Raw genomic sequence first — 20,911 nt, 5'->3', positions numbered from 1 at the left:
TAAAAAAGGCGTTTTTTTTATACTTTTAAGGCCAAAATTAAACAAACGCAATTACCATATGATTAATAAAAAAGTAGGTAATGTTCAGGAGGCATTACACGATATAAATGACGGGCAAACCATCATGTTGGGTGGTTTCGGACTTTGCGGAATCCCCGAGAACAGTATTGCCGAACTTGTCCGAAAAGATGTAAAAGAATTAACCTGTATTTCCAATAATGCAGGCGTTGATGATTTCGGATTGGGATTGTTGTTACAGAAACGTCAGATCAATAAAATGATTTCTTCTTATGTGGGTGAGAATGCCGAATTCGAACGCCAGATGTTAAGCGGCGAATTGGACGTGGAATTGACTCCGCAAGGAACCCTAGCCGAAAAATGCCGTGCGGCTCAAGCTGGAATTCCTGCTTTTTTCACACCGGCAGGTTATGGTACCGAAGTGGCTGAAGGAAAAGAAGTACGTGAGTTTAATGGTAAAATGCACGTGATGGAATTGGCATATAAAGCCGATTTCTCGATCGTAAAAGCCTGGAAAGGCGATGAAGCCGGAAACCTTATTTTCAAAGGGACGGCCAGAAATTTCAACAGTTGCATGGCGGGTGCCGGAAAAATCACTATTGCTGAAGTAGAAGAATTAGTGCCGGCAGGAACTTTAGATCCGAACCAAATCCACATTCCGGGAATCATGGTGCAACGCATCTTCCAGGGAGAGAAATTTGAAAAACGAATTGAACAACGTACAACCCGTAAAAGAGAAGAATAACCATGGCTTTAGATAAAAATCAGATTGCAAAACGTATTGCGAAGGAAGTAAAAGACCGTTACTTTGTAAACTTAGGAATCGGTATACCAACTTTGGTTGCGAATTATGTACGTCATGATATTTCTGTTGAATTCCAAAGTGAGAACGGAGTATTGGGTATGGGACCATTCCCATTTGAAGGGGAAGAAGATGCGGACATCATCAACGCCGGAAAACAAACCATCACCACATTACCGGGAGCCAGTTTCTTTGATTCGGCCTTCAGTTTTGGGATGATCCGTGCGCAGAAAGTCGACTTAACGATTTTAGGAGCAATGGAAGTTTCAGAAAACGGAGACATTGCGAATTGGAAAATTCCGGGCAAAATGGTAAAAGGTATGGGAGGCGCCATGGATTTGGTAGCTTCTGCAGAAAATATCATCGTGGCCATGATGCACGTAAATAAAGCAGGTGAATCCAAAATCCTTAAAAAGTGTACTTTACCTTTAACAGGAGTTGGATGTGTGAAAAAAGTAGTGACCGAATTGGCCGTTATGGAAGTTACGCCAAAAGGATTCAAACTTCTTGAAAGAGCGCCCGGCGTTTCTGTGGAAGAGATCATCAAGGCTACCGAAGCCGAATTAATCATTGAGGGAGATGTTCCTGAAATGATAATTGATTAATAACATTATAAAAAAAAGATATTATGAAAGATGGATTAATGACGTATGAATTTGCGGATGGATATTTGAACATTGGCGATTATGTCCAGAGTATTGCTGCAAAACAGTTTTTAAACGATAAGAGCAATTTTATTTATGTGGACAGGGAGCATCTGAATAGCTATGCCGGTGAAGAGATGAAACTGATCATGAATGGTTGGTTCTTAATGACACCCGAAAACTTTCCGCCGTCAGATAAAATCAAACCGGTCATAGTATCGCATCATATTAACGTAACGGTTCAGGAAATTTTTGCCAAAAACCAAGCGGTAATTGACTTTTATAAAGCTAACGAGCCAGTAGGCTGCCGTGATTTCTTTACGATGGATTTCTTAAAGGGATTAGGTATTGAAGCTTTTTATACAGGATGTCTGACCTTAACAATCGGAGATACTTTTAAGTCAGAAGAAAAGTCAGACAAGATCTATTTTGTGGATCCGAGATACAGAAAGGAACGCTTTAAGAAGAACAGACTTAAAAATATCGGCCTGTTACTAACTAAGTTTTCCACTATTAATGCCATCCGAAAAAAATTCAAAAAGAAAGGGGATTGGGAAAGCTGGTGGAAAACAATGGAATTCTATAAATCCTATTCACAGATTTTTGATGATAACGTACTTATAAATGCGGAGTATATAAAGCATTTCATTCCGGCAAGTCAATTTAAGAACGAGGATGAAATTTTTGCTTACGGTGAAGATCTGTTGCGACAGTATGCCAAGGCGAATTTTGTGGTTACCTCGAGAATCCATTGTGCCTTACCGAGTTTATCCATGGGTACACCGATGCTATATGTTGATATTCCGGATGACGGTGAGGTGAGTTACTGCCGTTTGAACGGTATCAAGGAATATTTCCATGTAGTAGAAAATCACAAAGGAATTCTAACTACCGACCTACTTCAAAAAGGCGAAAAATTTAAATGGAACAGCAAGTTCGAAAACAAGAAAACCTTTATTCCTGTAAAGGAAAACATAGCTAAGCTCGTGAAGGAAAAAATGGGTCAGGTTAAAACAGAGCAGGCATAAATTATGAGTTATCCGAAAGTAATATTAAAACCGGGAAAGGAAAAATCAGTGCAACGCCGTCACCCTTGGGTGTTCAGCGGCGCTGTTTATGGTGTGAGCCAGGAATTGAAGGACGGGGAAATGGTGGATGTAGTGGATTCCAAAAACAACCATCTGGCAACCGGCTATTTCAGTGACCGTGGCAGTATTGTGGTGCGAATTCTGACTTTCGGAGACGAGACATTTACCGAAAATTACTGGGCCGACCGTTTGAAGAACGCCTGGGAATTGCGAATGAAATTAGTAGATCTGAATGTTACCAATGCCTTCCGTCTGATTCACGGGGAAGGCGACGGTATTCCGGGTCTGATTATCGATTATTATGATAAGAACTGGGTTTTGCAAGCACATTCGACCGGAATTTTTAATGAGATCGGAAAAGTTGCCGATGCCATAAAATCAAATTTCAAAGAATACTGCGAAACCATTTATTGCAAAAGCAGTGGTACCTTACCGCAAACCGGCAGGGATTTTTTCCTCTTGGGAGATACACCGGAAACCACAGCTAAAGAAAACAATATTCTGTTTGCCGTAAACTGGGTGGAGGGACAAAAAACCGGTTTCTTTCTGGATCAGCGCGATAACCGAAAATTATTGGGACAATATGCTAAAGGGAAACGCGTGTTGAACACGTTCTGTTATACCGGAGGTTTTTCTGTGTATGCGATGAGTGCAGGAGCTGAGTTAGTTACTTCTGTGGATATTTCGGAAAAAGCAGTGGCTTTGGCAGAAAAAAACATGGAACTGAACCATGACGATTGCAACCACGAAGCAGTAGCGTCAGACGTTTTTACGTTCATGAAAGAGCATACCAAGCAATACGACTTGATTGTTTTGGATCCGCCGGCATTCGCGAAAAGCATCAAAAGCAAGCATACCGCAACCCAAGCTTACAAACGTTTGAATATCGCCGGTATGAAAGCCTTGGCACCGAAAGGGATTTTATTCACGTTCTCCTGCTCTCAGGTAATCGATGATGTTTTGTTTTATAATACGGTTGCTGCAGCGGCTATTGAAAGCGGCAGGAATATCCGAGTATTGCACAAATTATCGCAAGGACCGGATCATCCCACCAATATTTACCATCCCGAAGGTCATTACTTAAAAGGATTGGTTTTGTATATCGAATAAATTCCAGTTTGAAATAATTGAAAGAAAAGTTTCGGATGATAACAACAAATCAATATTTAGAGAAATATCCGATTCTGAAAGAAAGTGAAAAACTGATTGTAGGCACCATTCATCCGCACAATCACGCCGATTTCGAAATTCCTTTTTTCTACGGAAATGTGACCAGCATCTGGAGAATTCTGAGTGACGCATTTCCGGATGATATTCCGAAACCGTTGACACTCGAAGGGATATTGTCTTTTCTGAAGAAGAAAAAGATAGCCGTAAGTGACACCATCGTAAGATGCGAAAGAACTAAGCCGACGGCCTTTGATAATGATTTAATTCCATTGGAACTCAATACCCGAATCATCGGGGACATTAGGAATTCGAACATAACGGAGATAATGTTCACAAGCGGTTTTCAGAAAAACGCTGCTTTTTGGCTCTTCTATACGAAGATATTGGGAAAGAAAATCACAGCGGAAATCCGGCACAACAGAGAAGTCATGGAAGAAAACGCTTTTGGACGTCCGGTTAAATTAACGGTTCTGTATTCGCCGTCGGGAAGTTCAAACATCGGGCTTTCAAAGTCGAAAGTGTTTTTGGAAAATAAGGAGAAGTATGAAAAATCAAAACGACCGGTGCATGATTTCAGAGTTGATTATTACCGCGAAATGTTTGACAAAAAATAAAACCCGCTTCAACTACTGAAGCGGGTTTTCTATTTTCTATTCTCTTTTTTCTATCTTCTTTAAGATTACAGATTCTCAAAAAAGTCATTCCCTTTGTCATCCGTAATGATAAACGCTGGGAAATCTTTAATCGTGATTTTACGAACCGCTTCCATGCCTAATTCTTCGAAGTCGACCACTTCAACGGAAAGGATGTTTTCTTTGGCTAAAATCGCAGCAGGGCCACCAATCGAACCTAAATAGAAACCGCCGTATTTATTACAGGCATTGGTTACATCTTTGGAACGGTTTCCTTTGGCCAACATGATCATGCTTCCGCCATTCTTCTGGAATTCATCCACATACACGTCCATACGTCCGGCTGTGGTTGGTCCGAAACTTCCTGATGGCATTCCTTCCGGAGTTTTTGCAGGACCAGCGTAATAGATTGGGTGGTTTTTGAAATATTCCGGCATTGGTTTTCCGGCATCCAGTAGTTCTTTGATTTTAGCATGAGCGATATCACGTGCCACAATCAACGTTCCGTTCAGTTTCAAACGGGTTTTGATTGGGTATTTGGATAATTCTGCCAAAACTTCTGACATTGGTCGGTTCAAATCGATTTCAATCGGATCTTCCAAATGCGGTGCCGTTTCCGGTAAGAACTGTTTCGGATTCACTTCCAACTGCTCTACGAAAATACCGTCTTTGGTAATCTTTCCTTTGATGTTTCTGTCCGCCGAACAGGAAACACCCATTCCAACCGGACATGAGGCAGCGTGACGCGGTAAACGGATCACACGCACATCATGCGTTAAATATTTTCCGCCGAACTGCGCTCCGATATGGCTTTCTTCACAGATTTTCTGTACGCGTTTTTCCCACTCCAGATCACGGAACGCCTGACCGGCCATATTTCCGCTGGTTGGTAAATTGTCGAAATATCCCGCGGATGCTTTTTTCACGGCAGCAAGATTCGCTTCCGCAGAAGTTCCTCCAATCACGATCGCTAAGTGGTAGGGAGGACAAGCCGAAGTTCCCAAATCCATGATACGCTCGCGAACGAACTCATCTAAGGATTTTTCGTTTAATAGTGATTTTGTTTTTTGGTATAAGAAGGTCTTGTTAGCTGATCCTCCTCCTTTAGCCAGGAACAGGAATTCATATGAATTTCCTTTTTTAGCATAAATATCGATCTGCGCCGGAAGGTTTGAACCGGAGTTCTTTTCTTCAAACATCGAAATAGGAACAATCTGTGAGTAGCGTAAATTTCTTTTTTCGTAAGTGTTGAAAATCCCTTTTGACAACCATTCGCCGTCATCAGCTCCGGTATAAATATTTTCCCCTTTTTTAGCCATTACGATAGCTGTTCCGGTGTCTTGGCACGAAGGCAATTGTCCGTCCACGGCCACCACAGCATTTTGCAATAAGTTATAGGCCACGAAACGATCGTTATCGGTCGCTTCAGGATCTTCGATAATGTTTCTTAATTTTTGTAAATGCGACGAACGCAGCATGAACGAAACATCGGTCATCGCTTCTTCGGCTAATAATTCCAACCCTTTCGGATCTACCGTTAAGATTTCTCGGTCGCCCAATTGTTCTACTTTAACGTAGTCGGAAGTAATTTTTCGGTATTGCGTATCGTCTTTTTGAATCGGATACGGGTCTTGATATATAAAATCCATTATAACAGTAATTTTAAGGAGCGTAAATATAAGGAATATTGGGGGAATGGAAAACGGATTCTAGTTGTTTTCCTGCAAGGTTTTTGAAACCTTGTAGGTATTCCTTAGGTTACTCCAAAGCAAATTTTTCAGTTAAAAAATCATTTTTTTGATTATGACAAAATATAAAATTCTCTCTGTTTTCAAATAATATAAGGGCATCAACTCTTTTTATCTTTGTTTCATTATCGGATAAAAAAGCGTTGTAGGATGAGAATCTGTAGTTTTCAAAAGGAATATCCAAATGGTGTTTTGGATTTAAATGAACATAAAGAATTAGCTGCCTTAAGTAAGTTTCATCAGATAATTTAATCCTTTTAAAGTGTTTCTCAAACAAACTTCCAGTTCGTTGGTTCTGCTTGTTAAAAGCTTTTGCATAGGCATTAAAAAAATTAGAAAAAGCCTGGGTCACGACTTTTTCATCATCATTTACTTTTATGACTAAATGGAAATGATTGTCCATAAGACAATAAGCAAATATGTCAATCCCACTGATTAAATATTTTGAAAGTAGCTTTAGAAAATAAATTTTGTTTTCGTCTGACAGAAAAATGCTTTCGCTATTAATTCCCCTGTTGTAAATGTGATAATAACAATCCTTTTCTAAAATTTCTAACTTCATGTTTGGAATTTTTTTTAGAATAATGAATACCTACAAGGTTTTGAAAACCTTGCAGGAAGCGATTAAAAAAACAAGCTCGCTACCATAATCGCCGTAACCACACAGATCAAATCCACCAACAGCATCGTTCCTAAAGCGTACCGGGTATTTTTTATATTGATCGAACCGAAGTAAACTGCAATCACATAAAAAGTACTTTCGGCACTGCATTGAAAAATACTGCTTAATCTTCCGGTTAAGGAATCGGCTCCAAAAGTATTCATCGAATCAATCAAAAAACCTCGGGAACCCGCAGAACTAAAGGGTCTAAGCAATGCCACCGGTAAAGCATCTGTGATTTCTTTGCTTACGCCCATATTGGAGAAAACAAACGCTATCCCGTTGCTGATAATTTCAAAGAATCCGCTGTTTCGGAATACAGAAATGGCAACCAACATTCCCAAAACATAAGGAAAAATCGTAACTCCGGTTTTAATTCCATTATTGGCTCCTGTTACAAAAGCCTCAAAGACGGTTGTGCCGGCCTCGGTAAATTTCGTTTCCTTAGCGAATGAAAAAATCAGTACAAAAGCAATAATACCAACCAATATCAACCCTGAAAGATTGGAAGTGAAATAGTTTTTGCCAATTAAATCCAAATGATTTACATACATTAATAAACCAACTATTGCAGCAATTAACACCATTAAAGACACCACTAAAGAAGCGCTCTTGAAATTAATTTTTTGTTTGACTCCAACAATTAAAAAAGCAGCTATCGTACCGATGAAAGAAGTGATAATACACGGCAGCATGACATCGGCCGGATTGCTGGCATTTGCAGCAGCGCGATAACCAATAATAGAAGTAGCGATTAATGTTAGCCCTGAAGCGTGCAAACACATAAACATAATTTGCGCATCGCTGGCTTTGTCTTTATCCGGATTGATGGTTTGTAAACTTTCCATGGCTTTTAACCCAAAGGGAGTGGCTGCAGAATCCAATCCGAGGAAATTAGCAGCAAAGTTTAAAGTCATATAGGAAATAGACGGGTGGTTTTTTGGAATACTGGGAAACACTTTAACAAACACGGGACTTAATACTTTAGCTAATCTTCCGGAAGCACCGGAAATAATTAAAAGTTCCATTAATCCGCAGAAAAATGCCAAATAGGCAATAAGCGGAAGAACCAAATCCATTATTGTGGTTTTGCACGTTGGCAATAATCCATCCGATTTTTGCACACCGCTGTAAATTTTCACCGTTTGGTTTTTGTAAACGTAGGTGGTATCCGGATCGCTTTCTTTTTTATTGATTATGATGATATTCTCCGGCGCTTTTTCAATACTGTCTTTGATAAAAGCAGGGACTTCTTTCAGGTATTTTTCTGAGATCAAAAGAGGTTCGTCTTTCTTTCCGTTCAGTACATAATCGATGGAATAACTGTTTCCGGAAAATAAACTGATGACAATAAAAGCAATTGAAGAAATAAAAATGGCGAGCCAGAATCTGCTTAATACCATGAGATTTGAATTTTAAATTACAGGCTAAAAATACACAATATATCGTATCTCTTTTTTAAATTTTGTTTTACCTTTCAGAGTTTCCCTTTCTGTCCAATTTCCAAAGGAATCATATTTACAGGTAACAGTATATTGTCCCTCAATATTTTCATCTTCAAACATTTCCCGTTCCCAGTTGAAATATCTGATATGATCGGGATACATGTCGCGGCTGTTTTTTATTGCGTAGTCGGTATATCCTGTCATGTTTCCCTTTTCGTCGTAGTCGAATTCCTTTCCTTCATTACGCATTAGGTCAAGCGTCATGACCCGTTTCCCCATGTTGTTATATTTTGTGATGTAAGTTTGATTTAAATCATAACGCAGATTTTCAATGCTGACGTTTTTGAGACCGGAGAAATAGGCTTCACCATCTTCATTTATCTCATCCCTTCCATTTTGCAGCGTATCAACATGACCTTCATATTCAATGGATTTGTATAGCTTGTTGTCGTGGTCGTATTCTAAAACTTCATAATATTGGATGCGACCCGCAAATTGTTTTACGTACTTTCCTTCTTTATAGTATGCGGTTTTTGAGATCTTGTTGTTGTTTTTATCGTACGCGTATTGGTATCCTTTTTCCTTTTCGGTAGGGATTTTATAAGTAGCTGTCTTTTTACGGTTTGTTTTGGTTTCGTCGAATTCCCACTCACCAGCGGCTATAGGTTCTCCATTTATATCATACTCAGTAAATACGTTTCTTGTTCTGTTGAAAATCTCTGTTGTTTCCACATAGGTCTCTTTTATTTTTTTGGTGCTGTTTTGTGAATTGCTGAAAGTGGCCAGAAGTAAAAGCGCAAGAAGAAAACTGTTTTTCATAGGCTAATTTTTGAACAGGTAGTTTTGCCAAAGGGCAGGATCGTATGCGATTTCACCAAACAGATATTCTAACGGTTGGTTGTCCTCTTTCTTTTTTGAAAAATAATGTTTTCCTGCATAAATACCTAAATGCAGCTTACCGCGTGTTTCATAAAAGATACCTCTGTAATTATATCCGTCTTTTGTTTTACCATTAAAATCACTGACAAATTTATAGCGTTCACCTTCTAAAACTTCTGATAAAATATCTTTGTTCACTCCATTGGTGTTTTTTATTTTTTTCATGGATTTTAAAAACTGCGTAGACGTGTATTTTTTTTCAATATACTCCCTGAAAGCATAATGGAGGTAATAATTCTTTGCTTCCTGGTATTTTTTTGGAGACCTGGTGTTTTTAAATTCGATATCAATTTTGTTGGAAATCAGGGTAATTGGAGTAATTCCGAATTTCTTCAGATCATTTTCCTTGCCGAAAAAATCACTTTCCGAAGCTTCGATGCGGTAAATGAAATAAACTTTCAGCGACGCATCATCGAGGAGGTTGAACCACAAAGAAAGACCTCTGTTTCTGTAAAGATGTCCTATTTCTATAGTTTCTCCCGGTTTTATCGTTATGATATAATTTTCAACTTTTGAAACGAAATAATCAATTTGGGGTACTTTAGGATCTTTAAATTTTTTCCATTTTCCGTCAACAAATGTTTCCGCTACAAATTCAATTGCTGGTGCTCCGACGTTCATAAAGCTATATTCATTAGACTTTAAAAATGGGGCGGGCTTAGTGCCATTGTTTTTTACACTAAGGGTGTAGTCGATTTCCCATGCGGAATCCTCATTTTTTACCGCAATCAACTCTAAATTGTTTGGGGCGGCAAAAGCAGTAAATCCTAACAGGCAAAAGCAGAAAAGTATAAATTTCATAGTATGATTGGGATCTGATTATACATGAATAATCTCCTCTTCAATAAGCAAATCTTCTCGTCGCAACCGCAACAATACCTGTGCTACGGCAATCACATCTTTCTCGCAATAAGTGATGATGCGGTCGATGTCTTTTTCGACGTAAAACGTATGCGCTACTTCGCTGCCATCGATATCGTCTTTGGGTGAGGGAATGCCTAGGACATTCGTTAATAACTTCAATGAAGTAAAGGTTTTGTAATCGCCGAATTTCCATAGTTCCATTGTGTCCAGATGCGGAATTTCCCATGGCTTTTTACCGAATAAATTCAGTTTCAACGGAATGGCAAGCTGATGGATGATCATGCGTCGTGCAATGAAGGGGAAGTCGAATTCCTTCGCATTATGTCCGCACAAAATATGCTGTGGCTGACTAAAATGATTGTTGAGCAGGTTGCTGAAATCTTTCAGGATTTTGACTTCCTCGCCAAAAAACGAAGTTACCCGAAAATGACGGATGTCGCCTTTCAAGGTAAAATAGCCTACTGAAATACAGATGATTTTTCCGAATTCGGCCCAAATACCGGCGCGTTCGTAAAATTCTTCAGCGGTAAAATCGTCTTTGCGCTGGTATTTTGTTTTTTGGTCGAAAAGCGATTGTTTCGTTTCGTCCAGACTACCGAAATGCTCTTGTTCCGGAACGGTTTCGATGTCTAAAAAGAGAATATTTTCGAGGTTAACTTTCTCAATCATGTGGAATGGTTTGTATTCGATTCATTTGGCTTATATCAGAAAATTATTACAAATAAAAGAATTATTTTCTTTTCTCCAACATTTTATAGGCTTCATTTAAATAAACATACAAGTCATTGCTGTGCGGATCGGTTTCAGTTTGTAATCCCTTGACGTGACCTAAGCGAACAATAATTACATTGTCTTGCGGAACCACGATCACGAATTGCCCCAAGTGGCCTCGCATGTAAAACAATTGCTTGCCGTTGATGTTGTGCAACCAGAATCCGTATCCATACTGCGGACTGTTGGCAAAACGAGGTTTTATGGATTTAGCAACAAAGGCGCTGTCCAGAATTTGTTTTCCGTTCCATTTTCCGAAGTCCCTGTATAATTTTCCGAAGCGCGCAAAATCCCTGGCGTTGCTGGCGATACAACAATAGGCTTTTTCGATGCCGTCGCCATTGTGGTCCAATTGCCATAGCGCATCGTTTTCTGCGCCCATCGGCTGCCAGAAGTTTTTAGAAACATAATCCGAGACATGTTCTCCGGTTGCTTTTTCGATGCACATTGCCAGTAATTCGGTGGCACCGCTCAAATATTTAAAGGATTGACCCGGTTTTTCGTTGATGTCCAAACCTAAGATCACTTTTTTCAGATCATTGTCGAAATACGCGCGGGTTACAATTGAAAACGGGCTGTAGTATTTCTCATCCCAGCTCAATCCGGAAGCCATTGACGATAAATCACCCACGGTTACTTCTTTGGCGTATTTTCCCTTTAGTTCCGGGAAAAAATCGGCTACTTTCTGATCCAGACTTTTGATTTTTCCGTCCATGATGGCTTTGCCCAAAGCGGCGGAAATCACACTTTTCGCCATGGAAAATGAATTCGATTTGGAATTTTTTCCGTAGCCATCAAAATAACTTTCGTGCCAGATACTGTCGTTTTTGATGATAAGATAGGCCACGGTTCCCAACGCTTTATGTTCTTTGTTCAGTGTTTCGGTAGCGGGAACGGAATTGTAATCTTTCGCAATGGCCCACGGTTGTGCCGTTCCTTTTTTGATTTCGCGGTTCGGGAAATGGGTATAATCATCCAAAAAAGCTGTCGTATGACCTCTGAAATAAATGGTTCGTACCGCGCGAAGTATATAATCGACATCAAAAATGTACATCAAAAGAACAATGGTTGCCAAAATGATCACCGTCCATTTTAGGAAGCTTTTCAGAAATTTCATGGTTTAGGGTTTTCCGTGTTTATACGAATTTAAGCAAAATCGGGATATTTTTTTTATTTTTTTGGAGGGAAAGGTTTGGGCGTTTTTGCGATCCCTATTCCCGCTGTCCGTTGCAATCTTTTTCGTTTTCAAAAAAAACGAAAAAGGATTTCCACTACCATCGGGGCTATACGGGTTTTCATAGTTTTTTTGGAACTTAGAAAAGGCTTTGTTGGGCGGAAGGACACTCATGTTCCAACAGCCATTTCTTGCGCCAAAGCCCGCCGGCATAACCGGTAAGCGAACCATCAGAACCGATGACTCTGTGACAGGGAACCACAATCCACAACGGGTTTTTTCCATTGGCGGAAGCTACTGCGCGAATAGCTTTGACATCGCCCAGTTTTTTGCTCAGATCCATGTAAGAAGTGGTTTTACCAAACGGAATTTCCAATAAGGCTTTCCAGACTTTCTGTTGAAAATCGGTGCCCTTCGGATTTAAAGTGAAAGTGAATTCGGTGCGTTTTCCGTTAAAATACTCCTGAAGTTGCTGAACTGCCTGTTTCAATGTATTTGGAATTTCTTCAGAGACTTCCCCTTCAGACAAAACTGAAATTACGGCAATACCGTTTTCATCACCCTGAATTTTGGTAATGCCCAACGGAGAATGTATGAAAACGGTATCCATGCGATAAAAGTAATGAATTAATCGCCGGCTTCCAATTCGAAAATATCGTTGACCGGTTTTTCAAACAATCTGGAAATCTTCAAAGCCAATACGGTCGATGGAACATATTTTCCGGCTTCGATCGCGTTGATGGTCTGTCGGCTTACCCCGATTTTTTCTGCCAGCTCGGCCTGGGTGATATTGGCGATGGCGCGTTGTACTTTTACGTTATTCTTCATCGCAATTTGTTTTTCTAATTTGATACATTTTCCAATTAAATCGGATAATGAAAAACAATAAATGGGTGAAAATAGCAAATAGTAATACAGTGAGAAATGAAGTTCCGTACACGAACCATGTACAAAGTAAAAATACTGTATAATTGAAATATGTTGCCCACACTAAACTCTCTAATCGTACTTTTTCGGTCATTTCATCTTCTACTTTTTCTTTGCTGAAAGCATATATTAATCCGGATAATATGAAAATGGTCATCGTTATTTCATCAATGATATTGTTTTCAATAAAAGAAAATGATTTTTTCTGCCCCATGATCCCGGTTTCGATAAACGCAAATACAGTTGTTTTTAGTTCGAATGTTTCAAATAAAATGCCATCATCAGTTAATACATCTGTCATGAGTAGGAAAGCTGTAATAATAAATATAACACAACTTATAAATTTAAATCGATGCGGGAATAAATATGTCAGTTTCATAATAAATGATTTTAAATTCAAAGCAAATGTAAAACATAATTTCCAAAAAGACAAGTATTCTTTACATTTTGTCAAATAAAAATGTCCTCAAAAGAGGACAGGTGTTTTATTTTGCCAAACTTAAAATGTAGGTTTCCAGACCTTTACGCTCTTCATCCGTCATTTTTTTTGTGTTCGGAAAGTTGGTTTTCATTACGCTGTATTGCGAAGGATCTACTATCGGGCCGTGTTTCTCGGTTAAGAAATCCGGAATGCTGGCGCCTTTTTCTTTATAGATTGTCGCAATCTTCCTCATAGGCGGACCCACGAGTTTTTCATCAATTTTGTGGCAGGTGTGGCATAACCCTCTGCCTTCAAAAATTTCCTTGCCCAATTCAAAAGAAACTTCTTCATCCGATTTTTTTACTTCCGGATACAGCGATTCTTCTTTTTCTTCCTTTTCTTCCTTTTTTTCTTTGCCACAAGACACCAACGCGTTTGAACTGACTAAAAAAACTAATATCAAGAAAGAAAAACTGCGTACTTTCTTTTTCATTTTTTAAACTTTTTAAACGTTAGCAACGTCTTTCAAAGTTAAGAAAAATCCTTGTAAATCAGAGATTTAGAATCTTATTTGTTCAATAAGATTGCCGCCTCTTTGGCGAAATAGGTGGAGATTAAACTCGCGCCGGCACGTTTGATACACATCAGTTGCTCCATCATGATTTTATCGTTATCCAGCCAACCTCTTTCCGCTGCCGCTTTGATCATCGCATATTCACCCGACACGTGAAAAACAGTCACCGGAACAGTCACCGCATTTTTTACTTCACGGACAATATCCAGATAGGCGATTCCCGGTTTTACCATCACCATGTCAGCGCCTTCTTCCACATCCATTAAAGCTTCTTTCACGGCTTCGATGCGGTTTGCGTAGTCCATTTGGTAGGTTTTTTTGTCTTTCGGTACTTCCACATCGGCTTCTTTCGGAGCACTGTCCAAAGCATCACGGAACGGCCCATAAAACGCAGAAGCATATTTCGCCGAATAGCTCATGATCCCCACATTATGGAAACCGGCTGCATCCAAACCTTCTCGTAAACGCAGTACGCGTCCGTCCATCATGTCACTCGGGGCCACAAAATCAGCTCCGGCCTGTGCGTGGGAAACAGCCATTTTTACTAAGGCTGCTACGGTTTTGTCGTTTTCGATATCACCGTTTTCAATGATGCCGTCGTGTCCGTAAATCGAATAGGGATCCAAGGCCACATCCGGCATTACAATCATCTCCGGGCAAGCGGTTTTGATCGCACGAATCGCCTGCTGCATCAATCCGTTTGGGTTCCAGGCTTCTTTTCCGGTATTGTCTTTAAGATCGTCGTTTACTTTTACATAAATGTTCACCGCGCGAATGCCCAAAGCGAACAATTCTTTCACTTCTTCCACCGTCAAATCAATGGAACGACGAAAAATGCCTGGCATGGATGGAATTTCCACTTTTACGTTTTCCCCTTCTGCAATGAACATCGGGAACATAAAATCTGCCGGACTTAAACTGGTTTCACGCACTAAACTTCTTATCGATTCGTTGACTCTTAGTCTTCTGCCTCTGTGTAATGGGAACATGTTTTTATAGCTTTAAGCTGTAAGCAATAAGCTTTCAGCATTTTTTAAATTATACCTCTAAATCCAATCAACTGGATTGGTCAATACTTTAATTAATTTTTCTTCTTTGCTTCCTGCTTCCGGATGATGGTCGTACACCCACTGGACATGGGGAGGCAAACTCATCAGTATGGATTCGATTCGGCCGTTGGTTTTTAATCCGAACAGTGTCCCCTTATCGTGAACCAGGTTGAATTCCACATAGCGGCCACGACGGATTTCCTGCCAGGTTCTGCTTTCTTCAGAATAAGGTAAATCTTTTCTTTTTTCGACGATAGGTAAGTAAGCAGCTAAGAAACTGTTGCCTACTTCGGTTACGAAATTGAACCAGTTTTCCATCGACATACTTTCAGTTGCCTTTAAATGATCGAAAAACAGACCGCCAATACCTCGGGCTTCATCGCGATGGGCGTTCCAGAAATATTCGTCGCATTGTTTTTTGAACTTCGGATAAAATTCGGGATTGTGCTTATCGCAAGCGGTTTTACAGGTTTGATGGAAGTGTTTCGCATCTTCTTCAAACAGATAATACGGAGTCAGATCCTGTCCGCCGCCAAACCATTGGTTGACGATATTTCCTTGTTTGTCATACATTTCAAAATAACGCCAGTTAGCATGAACAGTAGGGACCATAGGGTTTTTCGGATGGATTACGAGACTCAGTCCGCAAGCAAAAAAATCGACTTCACCTACGCCAAAGTAAGTCTGCATCGCGACAGGTAAAGCCCCGTGCACCGCAGAAATATTCACACCGCCTTTTTCAAAAACGTTTCCGTTTTCAATTACGCGGGTTCTCCCTCCGCCACCTTCGGGACGTTCCCATAAATCCTGACGGAATTTCGCTGAGCCATCCAGGTCTTCCAAACCTTTACAGATTTGGTCCTGAAGGATTTGTATGTATTGATAGAATTGTTCTTTCATCTGTTGATATGCTGCAAGTTTTTTAAAACCTTGCAGGACTAGTATTGCTACTTTTGATATTCTTTAACCGCTTCCACAAATGCTTTAGCATGATCTACCGGAATATTCGGTAAAATTCCATGACCTAAATTCACGATATATTTGTCTTTTCCGAATTCGTCGATCATTTCGTGAACCATTTTTTTGATGGTCGGGATCGGAGATAACAATCGGCTAGGATCGAAATTTCCTTGTAGGGTAATATTTCCGCCTGTTAAATAACGTGCGTTTCTTGCCGAACAAGTCCAATCCACGCCTAAAGCAGAAGCTTTTGATTTCGACATTTCATTCAAAGCGAACCAACAACCTTTTCCGAAAACGATAACTTCAGTTTCATCAGCTAAGGCATCCACAATCTGGTTGATGTATTTCCATGAAAATTCCTGATAATCAACAGGAGATAACATGCCGCCCCAAGAATCGAAAATCTGTACGGCGTTCACTCCCGCTTTTACTTTCTCCTTTAAATATAAGATGGTTGTATCGGTAATTTTTTGCAATAATGTATGTGCTGCAACCGGGTTTGAGAAGCAGAAACCTTTTGCTGTATCGAAGCTTTTAGATCCTTTTCCTTCCACAGCATAGCAGAAGATTGTCCACGGAGAACCTGCGAAACCGATCAACGGCACTTCGTCGTTCAGCATTTCTTTGGTCAGTTTGATGGCATCCATCACATAACCTAAACTTTCCTCGATGTTTGGGATGAACACTTTTTCCACTTGCTCCATCGAACGGATCGGATCCGGGATAATCGGACCTAAATTGTCTTTCAATTCCACGTGAATCCCCATCGCTCTTGGTACTACTAAGATATCGGAGAATAAAATTGCCGCATCCGGTTTTACGATACGGATTGGTTGTACAGTGATTTCCGCCGCCAATTCAGGAGTTTCACAACGGGTGAAAAAATCGTATTTGTCGCGCAAAGCACGGAATTCCGGTAAATATCTTCCCGCCTGACGCATCATCCAAACTGGTGGGCGTTCTACGGTTTCTCCTTTTAAAGCTCTTAGAAATAGGTCGTTCTTTATCATAAGTATACAGTTCGCAGTTTACAGTTTACAGTTGTTGAAAATGTAAAAAGAAATGCTATTTATTTAAATTCATTTATACATTGGATAATCGTGTTCTCAACGGTAGGTTGATTAGCGATTACGATATTTTTGATTCCCCATCGATGGGCTGCTTCTGCTGTTGTATTTCCGATGCAGAACGCAAATTCTTTGGTGATTTTATTTTGTTTCAGATAACTTTCCACGCCCGACGGACTGAAAAACAAAATGCCGTCCGGTTTGGTGTCTATTTTTTGTGGCGTCAGTACCGTTTCATACACTGTAATTTCGTTGAAAACCACGCCGGCTTCTTCCAGCATTTGCGGTAAAGTATCACGACGAAGATTTCCGCTGAAAAAAGTGTATTTATTGTTCGGATAGACCAAAGTGATGATTTCCGCTAAATCTTCGGCATAACCCGTGTGAGCGGTTACTTTAAAACCGTTGGCTTCCAATAAAGCTTTGGTTTTTTGTCCGACACAAAACACTTCTTTGGATTTCAGTTCGTTCACTTTCGGATGTTCCAAAATACTTTGTACTCCGTTCTGACTGCTGAAAATTAGCGAATCATTTATGTTTTTTAAGTCGAAAGCAATGGGTTTTGTGGTGATGAAATCCGCTTCAATTACTGAAAATCCGGCATTCAACAGATACTGCTTCTGATTGGATAACAGTTTTTTGGTGGATAGTATGCGAAGGGAATCACTCATTATTTTTTCAGTTTCGATTTAATATCGGCCATCAGTTCGTTTCCGCCATCGTTTAAAACTTCCTGGGCTGAATGAAACCCTAATTTCTTCCATTCTGATATGTCAACGGTTTTATCGATTTCGATTTTCTGCTGTCCGTCGATCGAGAACAAAACGCCTTGGAAATGAATGGTGTCGTCGGTCTCGTCATATCTTGCCAAAGCGCCGATTGGAGCAGTACAGCCACCTTCCAAGGTTCTTAAAAACTGGCGTTCGATATAAGTACAGATTTCGGTTTCAATATGATTTAATTGGGCCAAAGCATCCAACGCAAATTCGTCGTTTTCCATTGCTACAACCATCATGGCGCCTTGTGCAGGTGCAGGAATCATCCAATCCAAATCGATATAAGTTTCGGGTTTTAGGTTGATGCGCTCCAGTCCGGCTGCCGCAAAAACAGCTCCGCTCCAGTCGCTCTCCTGTAATTTCTGCATGCGGGTGTTTACATTTCCTCGCAAATCAACTACGGTATGATTCGGATATTTGTTTAGCCATTGTGCCTGGCGACGTAAACTTCCGGTGGCAACGGTTCCGGTTCCGTTTAGGAAATCCAGATTTCCTTTGTGTACCAGAATGTCAACAGTATTGGCGCGTTCCAAAACGGCTGCCTGTACGATGCCTTGCGGTAAAGCGGTCGGAACGTCTTTCATGGAGTGTACCGCGATGTCGATCTGACCCGAAATCATGGCTACGTCCAAAGTTTTTGTGAAGATGCCGGTAATGCCTAATTCGTATAAAGGCTTGTCCAGAATAATGTCGCCTGTGGATTTCACGGCTACGATTTCTGTGGAATACCCGAGCTGTTGCAGTTGATGCTGAACAGTATGCGCCTGCCATAAGGCCAATTCGCTGTCGCGGGTTCCGATACGGATGGTTTTAGTCATTTTTTTCGGTTTCTATCTGAAAGATTTTTTCAATCCACTCGATGCTTTCGTCTACCATGGTGGCATCGTCTTTGAGGTGATTGGCAAAATGGTTTGTTATTTTCTGAATGATGCGGCTGCTGATGATCTCCGCCTGTTCTTCATCAAAATTGTTGAATTTTTTGCGCTGGAACGTCAATTCTTTTTCTTTGATGTTGTTCAGCTTTTCTTTTAAGGCATGGATGGTCGGCGCAAATTTTCGGGCTTTGGTCCAACCTAAGAATTCATCTTTAATTTCTTCGATGATAGCTTCTGCCGCAGGAATGTGTTTTCTTCTGTTTTCCAGCGTTTCGTCAGTCATCTGTGATAAATGGTCCATGTGTATCAATGTCACATTTTCCAATGCCTGGACATTTTCGTTTACGTTTTTCGGAACGGATAAATCCAGAATTAATAACGGTTTTTTCAGGTTCAGGATCGCTTTGTCTATGGTTGGATTCTGCGCTCCGGTTGCGACTACCAAAACGTCGGCTTTTTGGATTTCAGCTTCAAGATTTGCATAATCTTTTACGATTACATCTAGTTTGCGGGCTAATTTCTCGGCTTTGTCTTTGGTTCGGTTGATTAAAGTGATCTGCTCGTGTTTGGTATGTTTTACCAGATTCTCGCAGGTATTTCTTCCTATTTTTCCGGTTCCGAAAAGAAGGATGTTTTTATTGGAAATGTCTTCGACGTTATTGAAAATGTAGCGAACGGCGGCAAATGAAACGGAAGTGGCTCCCGAGGAAATTTCGGTTTCCGTTTTAATGCGTTTGCTGGCCTGAATCACAGCGTTACACAAACGCTCAAGGTAATTGTTAACCAGGTTATGGCTTTTGCTTTCTACAAAACTGTTTTTTATTTGGCTGATGATTTCAAAATCACCTAAAATCTGACTGTCCAAACCGGTTCCAACGCGGAACATGTGTCCAATCGCTTCGGTATTTTTGTGAACGTAAGCTACTTTTTGAAAATCTTCTATGGTACCCTGACTATTTTCACATAATAATTTGATCAATTGAAAAGGGTGTTGTGCAAATCCGTATATTTCGGTCCGGTTACAAGTGGAAGTAACGATCAGACTTTCGATTCCTTCCCTTTGCGCTTGTTGTAATAAGGCTTCTTTAGCCTCTTGGTTAAGACTAAATTTTCCCCTGATCTCGGCATCTGCTTTCTTGTAACTCAATCCAACGACATAGAATGAAGCAGGCTTTGAAATAGTATTATTTTCCATGCTTTTTCACTTTTGACTAAAAGTTAAACAAATGTATTACTAAGTCATTTATTAAAATAACGCTGTAGGTGCTTTTTGTGTCGCTCAGAGATTTTTTGCCAAGAAAATGGTTCTTTAGCGTTATTTCCTTTAAATTTGTATAAAAATCAAGCAGTTCGAAGACTTTTATTTAGAGTGATTCTAAATAAATTTCATTTAACTTTCAAAATTGCTTTAAAAAAAATACCGCTATGGGTTCTATGGAAGAGATAAAAATCGAAGAAGATTTCATTTTGCTTCGGTTTGAGAATGATTCAGAAGAAGTGGTTCGTTTCGAACGGCCTGTAAATATGGGACTTATACAGTTTCATTTCGGATTGAAGGGAAGCGCGAAGTTTATTTTCAATCAGGGTAATTATTCGCTGGAACTGAAGGAGGAGAAATCGCTATTGTTGTATAATCCGCAAAAGGAATTGCCGCTTCAGATGGAAATTGCGCCTAAATCATGGGTGATTACGGTTTTGGTATCCATCAAAAAATTTCACGGTTTGTTTTCCGAACAGGCCGAACATATTCCGTTTTTAAGTGATGAGAACCGGGATAAAAAGTACTATGGCGAAGAAAATATCAGTCCGTCAATGGCCATTGTGCTCAATCAGATGTTTAACTATTCGCTCAATCCTTCGATAAAAAACATGTATTACAAAGGAAAAGGGTATGAATTGCTGAGTTTATTTTTCAACAGAAATGAAGACCCTAATGCCGAACAATGTCCGTTTTTGATCGACGAGGAAAATGTGCTGAAGCTCAAAAAAGCAAAAGAAATCGTCATCGCCAATATGGGCGAACCGCCGGGATTGCAGGAATTGGCCGATCAGGTGGGCTTGAATCTGAAGAAATTAAAAATGGGTTTTAAGCAAATTTACGGCGATACGGTGTATGGCTTTTTGTTTGATTACAAGATGGAATATGCCAGACGTTTGCTGGACTCCGGTTCGTATAACGTAAATGAAGTCGGTTTGAAAATAGGTTACAGTACAGCAAGCCATTTCATTGCAGGTTTTAAAAAGAAATACGGAACCACACCAAAAAAGTATTTGCTTGAAAAGACGATATAAAAAAACACCCT

General features: G+C 40.0%; 23 protein-coding genes. 6 read left to right on the top strand and 17 right to left on the bottom strand.

Annotated features, from left to right (window positions below; translation table 11 throughout):
- Window positions 1-58: 58 nt before the first annotated feature.
- From AC3E9U_RS08790 to AC3E9U_RS08770, 5 genes are read left to right on the top strand one after another with little or no spacing between them, the layout of a single operon-like run.
- The gene (locus tag AC3E9U_RS08790) at window positions 59-763 is read left to right on the top strand and encodes a CoA transferase subunit A (protein ID WP_488746529.1); all 705 of its coding nucleotides are present in this window, start codon (window positions 59-61) and stop codon (window positions 761-763) included.
- 2 nt (window positions 764-765) lie between these two features.
- Window positions 766-1,425 (top strand): CoA transferase subunit B, encoded by a 660-nt coding sequence (locus tag AC3E9U_RS08785; RefSeq protein WP_488746528.1) that lies wholly within the window; start codon window positions 766-768, stop codon window positions 1,423-1,425.
- Window positions 1,426-1,448: 23 nt separating this feature from the next.
- Window positions 1,449-2,492, top strand: coding sequence for a polysaccharide pyruvyl transferase family protein (locus AC3E9U_RS08780; protein ID WP_488746527.1), 1,044 nt, complete (start codon window positions 1,449-1,451; stop codon window positions 2,490-2,492).
- Window positions 2,493-2,495: 3 nt separating this feature from the next.
- Window positions 2,496-3,662: a class I SAM-dependent rRNA methyltransferase gene (locus tag AC3E9U_RS08775; protein WP_488746526.1), complete on the top strand. Its 1,167-nt coding sequence runs from the start codon at window positions 2,496-2,498 to the stop codon at window positions 3,660-3,662.
- Between the two features lie 35 nt (window positions 3,663-3,697).
- Window positions 3,698-4,336: a uracil-DNA glycosylase family protein gene (locus AC3E9U_RS08770; protein ID WP_488746525.1), complete on the top strand. Its 639-nt coding sequence runs from the start codon at window positions 3,698-3,700 to the stop codon at window positions 4,334-4,336.
- A 65-nt stretch (window positions 4,337-4,401) separates the two neighbouring features.
- Here the strand turns inward: AC3E9U_RS08770 and AC3E9U_RS08765 are convergent, their stop codons facing one another.
- The 17 genes from AC3E9U_RS08765 to hemA all read right to left on the bottom strand — a co-directional run bounded on the left by AC3E9U_RS08765 (window position 4,402) and on the right by hemA (window position 19,803).
- Complete coding sequence (locus tag AC3E9U_RS08765; protein WP_488746524.1) at window positions 4,402-6,003, bottom strand: fumarate hydratase; 1,602 nt, start codon at window positions 6,001-6,003, stop codon at window positions 4,402-4,404.
- 109 nt (window positions 6,004-6,112) lie between these two features.
- Window positions 6,113-6,664, bottom strand: coding sequence for a transposase (locus AC3E9U_RS08760; protein WP_488746523.1), 552 nt, complete (start codon window positions 6,662-6,664; stop codon window positions 6,113-6,115).
- 62 nt (window positions 6,665-6,726) lie between these two features.
- The gene (locus tag AC3E9U_RS08755; protein ID WP_488746522.1) at window positions 6,727-8,166 is read right to left on the bottom strand and encodes a nucleoside recognition domain-containing protein; all 1,440 of its coding nucleotides are present in this window, start codon (window positions 8,164-8,166) and stop codon (window positions 6,727-6,729) included.
- 24 nt (window positions 8,167-8,190) lie between these two features.
- On the bottom strand, window positions 8,191-9,027 hold the full coding sequence (locus tag AC3E9U_RS08750) for a hypothetical protein (RefSeq protein ID WP_488746521.1): 837 nt from the start codon (window positions 9,025-9,027) through the stop codon (window positions 8,191-8,193).
- A gap of 3 nt (window positions 9,028-9,030) precedes the next feature.
- Window positions 9,031-9,948: a hypothetical protein gene (locus AC3E9U_RS08745; RefSeq protein ID WP_488746520.1), complete on the bottom strand. Its 918-nt coding sequence runs from the start codon at window positions 9,946-9,948 to the stop codon at window positions 9,031-9,033.
- An 18-nt stretch (window positions 9,949-9,966) separates the two neighbouring features.
- Window positions 9,967-10,680, bottom strand: a complete 714-nt coding sequence (locus AC3E9U_RS08740) for a 3'-5' exonuclease (RefSeq protein WP_488746519.1) — start codon at window positions 10,678-10,680, stop codon at window positions 9,967-9,969.
- A 61-nt stretch (window positions 10,681-10,741) separates the two neighbouring features.
- Complete coding sequence (locus AC3E9U_RS08735) at window positions 10,742-11,899, bottom strand: serine hydrolase domain-containing protein (protein ID WP_488746518.1); 1,158 nt, start codon at window positions 11,897-11,899, stop codon at window positions 10,742-10,744.
- A gap of 196 nt (window positions 11,900-12,095) precedes the next feature.
- On the bottom strand, window positions 12,096-12,566 hold the full coding sequence (locus AC3E9U_RS08730; protein WP_488746517.1) for a methylated-DNA--[protein]-cysteine S-methyltransferase: 471 nt from the start codon (window positions 12,564-12,566) through the stop codon (window positions 12,096-12,098).
- Window positions 12,567-12,583: 17 nt separating this feature from the next.
- Window positions 12,584-12,784 (bottom strand): helix-turn-helix transcriptional regulator, encoded by a 201-nt coding sequence (locus AC3E9U_RS08725; RefSeq protein ID WP_488746516.1) that lies wholly within the window; start codon window positions 12,782-12,784, stop codon window positions 12,584-12,586.
- On the bottom strand, window positions 12,774-13,184 hold the full coding sequence (locus tag AC3E9U_RS08720; protein WP_488746515.1) for a hypothetical protein: 411 nt from the start codon (window positions 13,182-13,184) through the stop codon (window positions 12,774-12,776). Before AC3E9U_RS08720 ends, AC3E9U_RS08725 begins: the two co-directional genes overlap by 11 nt.
- Before the next feature lie 184 nt (window positions 13,185-13,368).
- Window positions 13,369-13,797: a c-type cytochrome gene (locus AC3E9U_RS08715; RefSeq protein ID WP_488746514.1), complete on the bottom strand. Its 429-nt coding sequence runs from the start codon at window positions 13,795-13,797 to the stop codon at window positions 13,369-13,371.
- A 74-nt stretch (window positions 13,798-13,871) separates the two neighbouring features.
- A complete protein-coding gene (gene hemB / locus AC3E9U_RS08710) occupies window positions 13,872-14,867 on the bottom strand; it encodes a porphobilinogen synthase (RefSeq protein WP_488746513.1) in 996 nt (331 codons plus the stop codon).
- A gap of 57 nt (window positions 14,868-14,924) precedes the next feature.
- Window positions 14,925-15,827: an oxygen-dependent coproporphyrinogen oxidase gene (hemF, locus tag AC3E9U_RS08705; protein WP_488746512.1), complete on the bottom strand. Its 903-nt coding sequence runs from the start codon at window positions 15,825-15,827 to the stop codon at window positions 14,925-14,927.
- 47 nt (window positions 15,828-15,874) lie between these two features.
- Entirely contained in the window at window positions 15,875-16,900 is a 1,026-nt protein-coding gene (gene hemE / locus AC3E9U_RS08700; protein WP_488746511.1) for a uroporphyrinogen decarboxylase, read from the bottom strand.
- Between the two features lie 59 nt (window positions 16,901-16,959).
- Window positions 16,960-17,628, bottom strand: coding sequence for a uroporphyrinogen-III synthase (locus AC3E9U_RS08695; RefSeq protein ID WP_488746510.1), 669 nt, complete (start codon window positions 17,626-17,628; stop codon window positions 16,960-16,962).
- Entirely contained in the window at window positions 17,628-18,551 is a 924-nt protein-coding gene (gene hemC, locus AC3E9U_RS08690) for a hydroxymethylbilane synthase (protein WP_488746509.1), read from the bottom strand. The genes AC3E9U_RS08695 and hemC overlap by 1 nt, the downstream gene beginning before the upstream one ends.
- Window positions 18,544-19,803, bottom strand: coding sequence for a glutamyl-tRNA reductase (hemA, locus tag AC3E9U_RS08685; RefSeq protein ID WP_488746508.1), 1,260 nt, complete (start codon window positions 19,801-19,803; stop codon window positions 18,544-18,546). The genes hemC and hemA overlap by 8 nt, the downstream gene beginning before the upstream one ends.
- 230 nt (window positions 19,804-20,033) lie before the next feature.
- Here hemA and AC3E9U_RS08680 point away from each other — a divergent pair, with 230 nt between their 5' ends.
- A complete protein-coding gene (locus AC3E9U_RS08680) occupies window positions 20,034-20,900 on the top strand; it encodes a helix-turn-helix transcriptional regulator (RefSeq protein WP_488746507.1) in 867 nt (288 codons plus the stop codon).
- Window positions 20,901-20,911: the final 11 nt, after the last annotated feature.

The sequence above is a fragment of the Flavobacterium sp. 21.1 genome (assembly GCF_057801535.1).
This window is presented reverse-complemented; position numbering and strand designations above follow the sequence as displayed.